Below are 12,166 nucleotides of genomic sequence, written 5' to 3'. Positions count from 1 at the left end.
TGCCGGGCTATCCCTCGCGGGACGGCCCGGCACCTTCGTACTCGGGGCAGGGTGCGGGGCTACTCCCCCGCGATGACCTCCGCCGCCGCCCGGCCGCAGACGCGGGCCGCGCCGTGCGTGGCGATGTGCAGGGAGCCCCGGGGCGTGGCCTGCGGGACGCCCATCTCGACGACGAGGGTGTCGGGGCGGGCCCCGAGCAGGGTGTCGAGGGCGGTCGCCATCCAGGGGTGGCGGTGCTCGTCGCGGACGACGGCGACGATACGGCGGGAGCCCGCGGCCGCGAGGGCCTCCGCTCCGGCGCCGTCCCCCGCGAAGCTGCCGGTCCGCGTGCCGGGCAGCAGCCGGGCGAGCTCGGCCGCGACGCCCCACGGCGTCTCGTCGCCGACCGCGATGTTGGCCACGGGGGTCAGGGCGGCGACGTAGGGCGGGTCGGTGACGGGGGCGTACGCCTCGCAGGGCGTGGCCGTGAGCGCCCGGCGGGCGGCGACGAGCCCGACGTCCGAGCGCACCGCACTCCCGTCGGCACCGCTGCCCCTCGCTGCGTCGGCCGTCCAGCGTGCCAGCGCGCGTACCCGTGCCGCCGCGTCCGCGAGCCGTTCCTCGGAGAGTTCCCCCGTGCGTACGGCCCGCACGAGGGCGTCGCGCAGGCGGCGCACCGTGTCGTCGTCGGCCAGGCCGCCGCCCACGCAGATGGCGTCGGCGCCGGCCGCGACGGCCAGGACGCTGCCCCGTTCGATGCCGTAGGTCGCGGCGATGGCCTGCATCTCCATGCCGTCGGTGACGATGAGACCGTCGTAGCCGAGTTCCTCGCGCAGCAGCCCAGTGAGGATGCGCGGGGAGAGGGTGGCGGGGCGGTCGGCGTCCAGGGCCGGGATCAGGATGTGCGCGCTCATCACGGCGCGGCTGCCCGCGGCGATCGCGGCGCGGAACGGGGCGAGTTCACGCTCCTGGAGTACCGGCAGCCCCGCGTCGATGCGCGGCAGCGCGTGGTGCGAGTCGACCGCGGTGTCGCCGTGCCCCGGGAAGTGCTTGGTGCAGGCGGCGACGCCCGCGGACTGCAGGCCGGTGACGTAGGCGGCGGTGTGCCGGGCCACCAGAGCGGTGTCGGCGCCGAAGGACCGTACGCCGATCACGGGGTTGTCGGGGTTGGAGTTGACGTCCGCGGACGGCGCCCAGTTGAGGTTGACTCCGCAGGCGGCGAGGCGGCGGCCCAGTTCCGCGGCCACCTCCCGGGTCAGCTCGACGTCGTCGACCGCGCCGAGCGCGTGGTTGCCGGGGAACGAGGAGCCGGTGCGCACCTCAAGGCGGGTGACATCGCCGCCCTCCTCGTCGATGGCGACGATGACGTCGTCGCGTTCTGCGCGCAACTGGCCGGTCAGGGCGGCCAGTTGCTCGGGCGAGGCGATGTTGCGGCCGAACAGGCCCACGGAGGCCAGGCCTTCACCGAGCCTGCGCAGCAGCCAGTCGGGTGCGCTGGTCCCGGTGAAGCCGGGCTGAAGGACGGCAAGGGCGTCGCGGGTGAGCGTGTCCGTGCCGGAGGCGATCGTCGTCATCTGGTGGCGTTATCCCTTCACGGCGCCGGAGGTGAGTCCGCTGACGGCCTTGCGCTGGAGGAAGACGAAGAGGATCAGGATGGGCAGGGCGAAGAGCGTGGCCGCGGCCATCGTCGCCCCCCAGTCGTCGCCGAACGTCGTCTGGAAGCTGGAGAGCCACAGCGGAAGCGTCTGCTTCTCGATGTCCTTGTTGAGGATCAGGACGAGCGGGAACTCGTTCCACGCCGTGACGAAGCCGAAGAGCGAGGTCGCCATCAGCCCCGGCGCCAGCAGCGGGAAGATCACCTTCACGAAGGCCTGGGTGCGGGTGCAGCCGTCCACCATGGCCGACTCCTCCAGCTCCTTGGGCACGGCGGCGACATAGCCGCGCAGCGTCAGGACGGTGAAGGGCAGCACCATGATCATGTAGAAGACGGTCAGCGGGACCAGGCTGTTGAGCATGTCCGAGTCCCGCACGATCAGGTAGATCGCGATGACCATGACCTCCCAGGGCGCCATCTGCGCGATCATGAAGGTCAGCACGAAACCGCGCCGCCCCTTGAACCGCATGCGGGCCAGGGCGAAGGACGCGAGCAGCGCGATGACGAGGGCGAAGACCACCGAAAGCACGGTGACCGTCAGGGAGTTGGCGACCAGGGTCCAGAAGTGGTCGGCGTCCACGGCCCGCTTGAAGTGGTCCAGGGTGATGTCGGTCGGCAGGAAGACCGGGGTGTCCGCGATGATGTCGCCGGTCGGCTTGAACGCGGTGGCGAACATCCAGTACACGGGGAACGCGAAGACGACGAAGAGAACGACGGCCATCGCATTGGGCCACAGACGGGCCGTCAGAGAGCGCTTCACAGCTCGTCCTCCTCTTGCTTGAGAACGGTACGCAGGTAATAGGCGGTCAGGGCGAGCAGGATGAAAATCGTCAGGAACGAGATGGCCGCGCCCATGCCGTAGTGCTGGTTGCCGGGGCCCTCGACGAAGGCGTAGATCGGCAGGGTCTCGGTGAGCCGGTCGGGGCCGCCCTCGTTCATCGCGAAGATCTGCGGGAACGCCTTGAAGATCCAGATGACCTCAAGGAACGTCGTGGCCCACAGGAACGGCCGCAGGAACGGGAACGTCACCGAGGTGAAGCTCTTCCAGGTGCCGGCCCCGTCGATCGAGGCGGCCTCGTAGAGCTCCTTGGGGATCGTGGTCGTGGCGGCGTACAGATTGATCGCCACGAACGGGATCGACTGCCAGACGAGCAGCAGGGCGATCACGGAGAAGGTGGAGAGCTGGGTGCCGAACCAGTTGTAGTCGGCCATCGAGTGCCAGCCGGCCTTGTCCAGCAGCCAGTTGACGACGCCGAAGCGCTGGGCGAACAGCCACTGGTAGACGGTGGTCGCGGCGATCACCGGCATCGCCCAGGCGAGCACGAGGCCGAACAGCAGCAGCAGCCGCATGCGTTTGCCGAGCCGGGCGAGCAGCAGGCCGGTCAGCGTGCCGAGCACCATGATGAGGACGACGTTGACGGCGGTGAAGATCACCGACCGCTCGACGACCTTCCAGAAGTCCGAACTGCCCAGGACCTCCTGGTAGTTGTCGAACCCGTTCCACTCCGTGAGGTGCAGGATCAGCTGGCGCGGGTTGAGGTTCTGGAACGACAGCATGCCGTTCTTGACCAGCGGCCAGCCCAGCAGCACCACGGTGGCGAGCAGCGCCGGCAGCAGAAGCAGGTAGGGGGCGAAGGATCCGCCGCGTCTGTTCGTACGGGTGTCCCCGCCTCCGGGGCCGGGCGGGGCCCCGCCCGTCTTGCGGACACCCGGTGCCGGGACCGTGTCCGCGCGTTCGGTCTGCACTGACATGCTCGCCATCTCTCCAGATCGCCACTGGCACGTGCGCGCCGGGGGACGGTCAGCCGGCCTTGCGGTCGTCCGGCCGTCCCCCGGCGGAGGGTGATCAGCTCTTCTGCGAGAGCCGCTTGTTGATCTCGGCCTCGACCTGCTTGGCGGCGTCGGCCGGCGACTTGCCCTTCAGAACCGCGGTCATGTACGTCTTGATCGGGTTCGGGGTGTTCTCCACCGAGGCCCACTCGGGGATCAGCGGCGTCGTACCGCCCTGCGCGGCGGCGGGAGCGGCCGCCTCGGCGACGACGTTGCCCTTGAGGACGGAGTTGAGCGACTCCTTGTTCGGGATGACGCCGTTCTGCTTGGCGAGCGCACCCTCGAACTTGTCGGACAGCGCGAGGTTCAGGAACTCCTTGGCGAGGTCCTGCTTCTTGCTGCCCGCGGCCACCGCGAAGTTGGAGCCGCCGAGGAAGACGCCCTCGGGCTTGTCGGCGGTCTCACCGGGGATGGTGAAGTAGCCGATGTCCTTCTCGATCTTCTTGTTGGCGGCGATGGCCGTGCCGGCCTCCCAGCCCATGCCGATGAAGGCACCGACGTTGCCCTTGGCGAAGACCTCGGCCTGCTGCGGGGTGGCCTCGTCCTTGTCCATGGGGGCCTTGGAGTAGGACTGGTACTTCTTGTAGATCTCCATGGCCGCGGTGACCTTGGGGTCGGCGAGGTTGGAGACGTACTTGTCGCCGTCCTTCTTCACCAGGTCGGCGCCCTGGCCGATGGTCAGGCCGTCGAAGAAGTACCAGTTCTGGCCGGGCAGGTAGATCGGCTCGGCCTTGGTCTTCTTGCCGATGGCGTCGAGGTCCTTGTAGAACTCGTCCCGGGTCTTCGGGGTGTCCTTGATGCCGGCGTCGGCCCAGACCTTCTTGTTGTAGATGACGACGCGGTTGGCGAAGTACCAGGGTGCCGCGTACTGCTTGCCGTCGAAGACCGCGGACGCGTTGAGGTTCTCGGCCCAGTCGGCGCCGATCCCGCTCTTCAGGTCGCTCAGGTCGGCGAGGCCGCCGGTCGCCGCGTACGCGGGGGTCTGGGTGTTGCCGACCTCGATGACGTCCGGCGGGGTCGACTCGGAGAGGGCGGTGGTGATCTTCTGCTGGATCCCGTCCCACTTCTGGGTCTCGAACTTCAGCGTCGCGCCGGTCTTCTTCTTGAAGGCCGCCTGCAGATCCTTGGTCCAGGCGGGCGGGGTGGAGCCGTCCATCGCCCAGACGGTCAGGGTCTGCCCCTTGTACCCGTCGGCTCCCGCCTTCTTGCCGCTGTCGCTGTCGTCACTGCCGCCGCAGGCCGCGACCGACACCATCATGCCCGCGATACCGATCGCGGCTATCAGCTTGCGCTTCACGCCACCCTCCTCAGGGATGCCCTCAAACCCCCCACGCTCCCCTGCGGTGACCGTTCTGGTGGGTACCGCCCAGCGGGGGCCGGGACTGGACCAATGGTGTAGACCAGTAGGGGGAGCTTGGCCTAGACCTAGAGGGGTGTCAAGGGTGAAGAAGCCCCTCCAGTCGTCCGTTATGGGACCTACATATGCAAGGACCTTTAAGTAGGTAACTAGCGAAAAGAGCAGGTCCGTTGGCGCACTTTCGAGTGGACCAATTCGACGCGGTGGACTAGACCAGCGGGCGGTGCGACGGTATATAGAGGGGATCACGGAGCGTGCGCGGGATACTCACAGAGAACTCGCGCACGAAGCCGTGCCACGATGTGAGCCGTGGCCGTCGGGATGCCGGTCGCTTCGGCACGAGAGCCGGGAAGGCAGAGCATGAGCACCGACGTCAGCAGTGCGGAGAACGAGGGTGGGGCCCCCATCCGTACCGCGCGCGTGCCCAAGTACTACCGCCTGAAGAAGCACCTGCTCGAGATGACGGAGACGCAGTCGCCCGGCACGCCGGTGCCGCCCGAGCGGACCCTCGCCGCCGAGTTCGACACCTCGCGCACGACCGTGCGCCAGGCCCTTCAGGAGCTGGTCGTCGAGGGCCGCCTCGAACGCATCCAGGGCAAGGGCACCTTCGTCGCCAAGCCGAAGGTCACGCAGTCCCTCCAACTGACCTCCTACACCGAGGACATGCGCGCCCAGGGCCTCGAACCCACCTCGCAGCTCCTGGACATCGGCTACATCACGGCCGACGACACCCTCGCCGACCTGCTCGACATCACGGCGGGCGGACGGGTGCTGCGCATCGAGCGGCTGCGCATGGCCAACGGCGAGCCGATGGCCATCGAGACGACCCACCTCTCCGCGAAGCGCTTCCCCGCCCTGCGCAGGTCGCTGGTCAAGTACACCTCGCTCTACACCGCGCTCGCCGAGGTCTACGACGTCCATCTCGCCGAGGCCGAGGAGACCATCGAGACCTCCCTGGCCACCCCGCGCGAGGCCGGCCTGCTCGGCACCGACGTCGGCCTGCCCATGCTGATGCTCTCCCGCCACTCCCTCGACAAGGACGGCGAGCCGGTGGAGTGGGTGCGATCGGTGTACCGCGGGGACCGGTACAAGTTCACGACCAGGCTCAAGCGGCCGCGGGACTGACCCCTCGGGAGCACTCCCCGACGCGTACCGCGAACACCCGAATTGGCCTTCACCGAATCGACATACCGATATGCGGACGAGGTCTTCCGCTGCGCGACACCGTGACCTAGATTGCCTGCGCGTTACACAGGTTGATCAGCGAGGGGACGGAGCCGCCGTATGTCAGAAGTGTCGGATGTGTCGGACGCGTCAGGTGCGCCTGCCGCGAAACCGCCGGTGGTGACACCGGTCCGAGTGGTCATAGGCCTCTGCCTGTTCGCGCCGTTCGTGGCGATGCTCTGGGTCGGCTCGTACGCGAAGGTCGACCCGGCCTTCATCGGCATCCCGTTCTTCTACTGGTACCAGATGCTGTGGGTGGTCATCTCCACGCTGCTCACGGTGACCGCGTACAAGCTGTGGCAGCGTGACCAGCGCTCCCGCGCGACCCAGGGCGGGGGTGTGTCCAAGTGAAGGACGGCGTGAACGGAGTCGCCCTCGGCGTCTTCATCTTCTTCTTCCTGGCCGTCACGGTCATGGGCTTCTTGGCCGCACGCTGGCGCAAGGCCGAGAACGACGCGACCCTCGACGAATGGGGCCTGGGCGGCAGGTCGTTCGGCACCTGGGTCACCTGGTTCCTGCTCGGCGGCGACCTCTACACCGCGTACACCTTCGTCGCCGTACCCGCGGCGATCTACGCGGCGGGCGCGGCCGGCTTCTTCGCGGTGCCGTACACGATCCTGGTGTACCCGCTGATCTTCACCTTCCTGCCGCGGCTGTGGTCCGTCTCGCACAAGCACGGGTACGTGACCACGTCCGACTTCGTGCGCGGACGCTTCGGCTCGAAGGGTCTGTCGCTGGCGGTCGCCGTCACCGGCATCCTCGCCACGATGCCGTACATCGCGCTCCAACTGGTCGGCATCCAGGCCGTTCTGGACGTCATGGGCGTGGGCGGTGGCGCGGGCACCAACTGGTTCGTCAAGGACCTGCCGCTGCTGATCGCGTTCGCCGTGCTCGCCGCGTACACCTACTCGTCCGGCCTGCGGGCCCCGGCGCTGATCGCGTTCGTCAAGGACGGCCTGATCTACCTCGTCATCGTGGTCGCGATCATCTACATCCCGATCAAGCTCGGCGGCTTCGACGACATCTTCGCCAAGGCCGGCGACGCTTTCTCCCAGGTCAACCCGGCGACCGGGAAGCCACGCGGCGCGCTCGCGCCGGCCGAGCCGCAGCAGTGGACCTACGCCACGCTCGCCCTCGGCTCGGCGCTGGCGCTGTTCATGTACCCCCACTCGATCACGGCCACGCTGTCCTCGCGCAGCCGCAACGTGATCCGCCGCAACACCACGATCCTGCCGCTGTACTCGCTGATGCTGGGCCTGCTGGCGCTGCTCGGGTTCATGGCGATCGCGGCTGGGGTGAAGGTGCAGAACGGGCAGCTCGCCATCCCGCAGCTCTTCGAGAACATGTTCCCGGACTGGTTCGCGGGCGTGGCGTTCGCCGCGATCGGCATCGGCGCGCTCGTACCGGCGGCCATCATGTCCATCGCCGCGGCGAACCTGTTCACCCGCAACATCTACAAGGACTTCATCAAGCCGGACGCGACCCCGCAGCAGGAGACCAAGGTCTCCAAGCTGGTCTCGCTCCTGGTGAAGGTCGGCGCGCTGGTCTTCGTCCTCACCATGGACAAGACGGTCGCCATCAACTTCCAGCTGCTGGGCGGCATCTGGATCCTGCAGACCTTCCCGGCGCTGGTCGGCGGTCTGTTCACCCGCTGGTTCCACCGCTGGGCGCTGCTCGCCGGCTGGGCGGTCGGCATGGTCTACGGCACGGTCGCCGCGTACGGGGTCGCCTCGCCGACCCAGGCGCACTTCGGCGGGAGCTCGAAGGAGATCCCCGGCATCGGGGAGATCGGCTACATCGGTCTGACGGCCTTCGTGCTGAACGTGGTGGTGACGGTGGTCCTGACCTTCGTCCTGCGGGCGTTGAAGGCCCCGGACGGCGTCGACGAGACGTCTCCGTCGGACTACACGGCTGACGCGGGCGACCCCGGGGTCCAGGTGGAACTGCCGCCGGCCACGGCGGGGACCTCGCACTAGGGGGTGTTTTGAAAGTCCTGTGCGGTGCCCGCGGTGTTCGGTGCGTGCCCTCGGCGTGCCGGACGAAGGCCCTCGTACTGGACGTACTTGGGGCTTCGGCCGGTGCGGCGAGGGTGCGTGCCGGGCGCCGTGGGCGCTGTGCGGGACTTTCACAACACCCCCTAGAGGCACGGAGTCCCGGACGGGCCGCCGGAGAGATCCGGCGGCCCGTTGCCGTGCCCGGACCGGCGCCGGCCGCGACGGCGCCCCAGCATTCGCCACCCGCCCAAGAGTTGACGCTCCGACACCCTTCGACAGCAGCGCGACACAACATGTGGGGGTGCTCCCGCAGCCCGGCACAAGATGTATGCTCGTGCTCGCTGTCGCCGCAGGGGAATCCGGTGCGAATCCGGAACTGTCCCGCAACGGTGTACTTGTGCGCGTATGCGCGCCTGACCAGTCCGAGGTCCTGCCGACAGCGCGCCCGGCCGACCGGCCCGGGTGCCAAGACGTCCGGGCCTCGCGGAGTGGGCCAGCTGGACGCGCGCCGGCCTGTCCGAGCCCGTGCGCCCCGCTGCCCTCGCCCCAGGCCCCGTGCCGAGCGAGGGAGAGTCCCACGTGACCATCGCGCCAGTCGATCCGGCTTCAGCGACCGAGGCGACCGCGACCACCGTGACAGGGGCCGAGGCCGACGCTCCGGGAACCGCGTTGCTGCGGACCCTGACCGACCTCACCGCCGACCTCCCCGACGCCGACCCCGGCCGGGTCGCCGCCGCCGCGCTGCGCGGCCGCTCCGCCCGGGCCGACGAGGCGGAGCTGCGCGAGCTGGCCACCGAGGCGGCCGCGGGCCTCATCTCCGAGGACCCCGCCTACTCCCGGCTCGCCGCGCGCCTGCTGACGATCAGCATCGCCGCCGAGGCCGCGTCGCAGGGTGTCACGTCGTTCTCCGGCTCGGTCGCGGTCGGGCACCGCGAGGGTCTGATCGCGGATCGCACCGCCGAGTTCGTACGGCTGCACACGGCCCGTCTCGACGCGCTGATCGACACCGGCGCCGACGACCGCTTCGGTTACTTCGGCCTGCGCACCCTGCACAGCCGCTACCTGCTGCGGCACCCGATCACCCGCAAGGTCGTCGAGACGCCCCAGCACTTCATGCTGCGCGTGGCCTCCGGCCTCGCCGAGGACGACACCACCCGAGCGGTGGACGAAGTCGCGGCCCTCTACCGCCTGATGAGCCGCCTCGACTACCTGCCCTCCTCCCCCACGCTCTTCAACTCCGGTACGCGGCACCCGCAGATGTCGTCCTGCTACCTCCTCGACTCCCCGCTGGACGAGCTGGACTCCATCTACGACCGCTACCACCAGGTCGCGCGCCTCTCGAAGCACGCGGGCGGCATCGGTCTGTCGTACTCCCGTATCCGCTCCCGCGGTTCGCTGATCCGCGGCACGAACGGGCACTCCAACGGCATCGTCCCGTTCCTGAAGACCCTCGACGCCTCGGTCGCCGCGGTGAACCAGGGCGGCCGGCGCAAGGGCGCGGCCGCGGTCTACCTGGAGACCTGGCACTCCGACATCGAGGAGTTCCTGGAGCTGCGCGACAACACCGGTGAGGACGCCCGGCGTACGCACAACCTGAACCTCGCGCACTGGATCCCGGACGAGTTCATGCGCCGGGTGAACGAGGACGGCGTGTGGTCGCTGTTCTCACCGGCCGACGTGCCCGAGCTGGTGGACCTGTGGGGCGACGCGTTCGACGCCGCCTACCGCAAGGCGGAGGAGGCCGGGCTCGCCAAGAAGACCATTCCGGCCCGCGACCTGTACGGCCGCATGATGCGCACGCTCGCGCAGACCGGCAACGGCTGGATGACGTTCAAGGACGCCGCCAACCGCACCGCCAACCAGACGGCGGAGCCGGGCCACACCGTCCACTCCTCGAACCTGTGCACCGAGATCCTGGAGGTCACGGACGACGGGGAGACCGCGGTCTGCAACCTGGGCTCGGTGAACCTGGGCGCGTTCGTCGACACGGCGGTCGGTGACATCGACTGGGAGCGACTGGACGAGACGGTCCGCACCGCCGTCACCTTCCTCGACCGGGTCGTCGACATCAACTTCTACCCGACCGAGCAGGCGGGCCGCTCCAACGCCCGGTGGCGCCCCGTGGGCCTCGGCGCGATGGGCCTCCAGGACGTCTTCTTCAAGCTGCGCGTCCCCTTCGACTCGCCCGAGGCCAAGGCCCTCTCCACCCGCATCGCCGAGCGCATCATGCTCGCCGCGTACGAGGCCTCCGCCGATCTCGCCGAGCGCAGCGGCCCGCTGCCGGCCTGGGAGAAGACCCGCACGGCCCGCGGTGTGCTGCACCCCGACCACTACGACGTGGAGCTGAACTGGCCCGAGCGCTGGGCGGCGCTGCGCGGACGTATCGCCTCGACCGGGATGCGCAACTCCCTGCTCCTCGCGATCGCGCCCACCGCGACCATCGCCTCGATCGCCGGTGTGTACGAGTGCATCGAGCCGCAGGTCTCCAACCTGTTCAAGCGCGAGACGCTGTCCGGCGAGTTCCTCCAGGTCAACTCCTACCTGGTGCGCGAGCTCAAGGACCTCGGCGTGTGGGACGCCCGCACCCGTGAGGCGCTGCGCGAGTCGAACGGCTCGGTGCAGGACTTCGCCTGGATCCCGGCCGACGTACGGGCGCTGTACCGCACGGCGTGGGAGATCCCGCAGCGCGGCCTCATCGACATGGCCGCCGCGCGGACGCCGTTCCTGGACCAGTCCCAGTCCCTGAACCTGTTCCTGGAGACGCCGACCATCGGGAAGCTCTCCTCGATGTACGCGTACGCCTGGAAGTCGGGCCTGAAGACGACGTACTACCTGCGCTCGCGCCCGGCGACCCGCATCGCCCGCGCCGCACAGGCACAGACCCCCGTCCCCGTACAGCAGCCGACCCCCGACGAGGACGCGGTCGCCTGCTCCCTGGAAAACCCCGAAAGCTGCGAGGCCTGCCAGTAATGTCCAGCGAAACCAAGAACCTTCTCGACCCGGGCTTCGAGCTGACCCTGCGTCCGATGCGCTACCCCGACTTCTACGAGCGCTACCGGGACGCCATCAAGAACACCTGGACCGTGGAGGAGGTCGACCTCCACTCGGACGTCGCCGACCTCGCGAAGCTGTCCGAGGGCGAGCAGCACATGATCGGCCGGCTGGTCGCGTTCTTCGCGACGGGCGACTCGATCGTCTCGAACAACCTGGTGCTGACGCTGTACAAGCACATCAACTCCCCCGAGGCGCGGCTGTATCTCTCCCGCCAGCTCTTCGAGGAGGCCGTGCACGTCCAGTTCTATCTGACCCTGCTGGACACGTATCTGCCCGACCCCGAGGACAGGGCGGCCGCCTTCGACGCGGTCGAGAACATCCCGTCCATCCGTGAGAAGGCCGGGTTCTGCTTCAAGTGGATCAACGAGGTCGAGAAGCTGGACCGGCTGGAGACGAAGGCCGACCGCCGCCGCTTCCTGCTGAACCTGATCTGCTTCGCCGCCTGCATCGAGGGCCTCTTCTTCTACGGCGCCTTCGCGTACGTCTACTGGTTCCGCAGCCGGGGCCTGCTGCACGGTCTCGCCACCGGCACCAACTGGGTCTTCCGCGACGAGACGATGCACATGTCCTTCGCGTTCGAGGTCGTCGACACCGTCCGCAAGGAGGAGCCGGAGCTCTTCGACGACCGGCTTCAGCAGGAGGTCACCGACATGCTGCGGGAGGCCGTCGAGGCCGAGCTGCAGTTCGCGCGCGACCTGTGCGGTGACGGCCTCCCGGGGATGAACACCGACTCGATGCGGCAGTACCTGGAGTGCGTCGCCGACCAGCGCCTGACGCGCCTCGGCTTCGCTCCCGTGTACGGCTCCGAGAACCCCTTCGCCTTCATGGAGCTGCAGGGGGTTCAGGAGCTGACCAACTTCTTCGAGCGGCGTCCCTCCGCATACCAGGTCGCGGTGGAGGGCAGCGTCGACCTCGACGAGGACTTCTGATCCTCGGCCGCTTCGCGGGTCTGCTGGGCCTCCCTGATCTGACGGTCGATGCGCCGGTCGTGCGCGAGACCGATCAGTGAGGGGAGGACCAGGAGGACGAGGATTGCGAGAACGGTCAGCATTGAGATCAGGCCTTCCATGTGTG

General features: G+C 68.8%; 9 protein-coding genes and 1 riboswitch. Of the genes, 5 read left to right on the top strand and 4 right to left on the bottom strand.

Annotated features, from left to right (window positions below; genetic code table 11):
- Nucleotides 1-59 precede the first annotated feature (59 nt).
- From ACN6LB_RS28055 to ACN6LB_RS28040, 4 genes are all read right to left on the bottom strand, one after another.
- Nucleotides 60-1,553 (bottom strand): glycoside hydrolase family 3 protein, encoded by a 1,494-nt coding sequence (locus ACN6LB_RS28055; protein ID WP_445028307.1) that lies wholly within the window; start codon nt 1,551-1,553, stop codon nt 60-62.
- Between the two features lie 9 nt (nt 1,554-1,562).
- Nucleotides 1,563-2,393, bottom strand: coding sequence for a carbohydrate ABC transporter permease (locus ACN6LB_RS28050; protein ID WP_445028306.1), 831 nt, complete (start codon nt 2,391-2,393; stop codon nt 1,563-1,565).
- A complete protein-coding gene (locus ACN6LB_RS28045; RefSeq protein WP_445028305.1) occupies nt 2,390-3,385 on the bottom strand; it encodes a carbohydrate ABC transporter permease in 996 nt (331 codons plus the stop codon). Before ACN6LB_RS28045 ends, ACN6LB_RS28050 begins: the two co-directional genes overlap by 4 nt.
- A 94-nt stretch (nt 3,386-3,479) precedes the next feature.
- Nucleotides 3,480-4,760 (bottom strand): extracellular solute-binding protein, encoded by a 1,281-nt coding sequence (locus ACN6LB_RS28040; protein WP_356143202.1) that lies wholly within the window; start codon nt 4,758-4,760, stop codon nt 3,480-3,482.
- A gap of 420 nt (nt 4,761-5,180) precedes the next feature.
- Between ACN6LB_RS28040 and ACN6LB_RS28035 the strand changes: the two genes are divergently transcribed.
- From ACN6LB_RS28035 to ACN6LB_RS28015, 5 genes are all read left to right on the top strand, one after another.
- On the top strand, nt 5,181-5,945 hold the full coding sequence (locus ACN6LB_RS28035; protein WP_356143200.1) for a GntR family transcriptional regulator: 765 nt from the start codon (nt 5,181-5,183) through the stop codon (nt 5,943-5,945).
- Between the two features lie 159 nt (nt 5,946-6,104).
- Nucleotides 6,105-6,395: a DUF3311 domain-containing protein gene (locus tag ACN6LB_RS28030; RefSeq protein WP_356143198.1), complete on the top strand. Its 291-nt coding sequence runs from the start codon at nt 6,105-6,107 to the stop codon at nt 6,393-6,395.
- The gene (gene mctP / locus ACN6LB_RS28025; protein ID WP_356143197.1) at nt 6,392-8,020 is read left to right on the top strand and encodes a monocarboxylate uptake permease MctP; all 1,629 of its coding nucleotides are present in this window, start codon (nt 6,392-6,394) and stop codon (nt 8,018-8,020) included. The genes ACN6LB_RS28030 and mctP overlap by 4 nt, the downstream gene beginning before the upstream one ends.
- 346 nt (nt 8,021-8,366) lie before the next feature.
- Nucleotides 8,367-8,490, top strand: a riboswitch (cobalamin riboswitch).
- 127 nt (nt 8,491-8,617) lie between these two features.
- Nucleotides 8,618-11,008, top strand: coding sequence for a ribonucleoside-diphosphate reductase subunit alpha (locus ACN6LB_RS28020; RefSeq protein WP_445028304.1), 2,391 nt, complete (start codon nt 8,618-8,620; stop codon nt 11,006-11,008).
- Nucleotides 11,008-12,021, top strand: a complete 1,014-nt coding sequence (locus ACN6LB_RS28015) for a ribonucleotide-diphosphate reductase subunit beta (RefSeq protein WP_356143195.1) — start codon at nt 11,008-11,010, stop codon at nt 12,019-12,021. The genes ACN6LB_RS28020 and ACN6LB_RS28015 overlap by 1 nt, the downstream gene beginning before the upstream one ends.
- Nucleotides 12,022-12,166: the final 145 nt, after the last annotated feature.

The sequence above is a fragment of the Streptomyces sp. SAS_270 genome (assembly GCF_052543295.1).
This window is presented reverse-complemented; position numbering and strand designations above follow the sequence as displayed.

Excerpts from the sequence above, each read along its gene's own strand:
- ACN6LB_RS28045 (WP_445028305.1), bottom strand. The coding sequence starts at position 3,385 with ATGTCAGTGCAGACCGAACGCGCGGACACGGTCCCGGCACCGGGTGTC.
- ACN6LB_RS28015 (WP_356143195.1), top strand. The coding sequence starts at position 11,008 with ATGTCCAGCGAAACCAAGAACCTTCTCGACCCGGGCTTCGAGCTGACC.
- ACN6LB_RS28030 (WP_356143198.1), top strand. The coding sequence starts at position 6,105 with ATGTCAGAAGTGTCGGATGTGTCGGACGCGTCAGGTGCGCCTGCCGCG.
- ACN6LB_RS28035 (WP_356143200.1), top strand. The coding sequence starts at position 5,181 with ATGAGCACCGACGTCAGCAGTGCGGAGAACGAGGGTGGGGCCCCCATC.
- ACN6LB_RS28055 (WP_445028307.1), bottom strand. The coding sequence starts at position 1,553 with ATGACGACGATCGCCTCCGGCACGGACACGCTCACCCGCGACGCCCTT.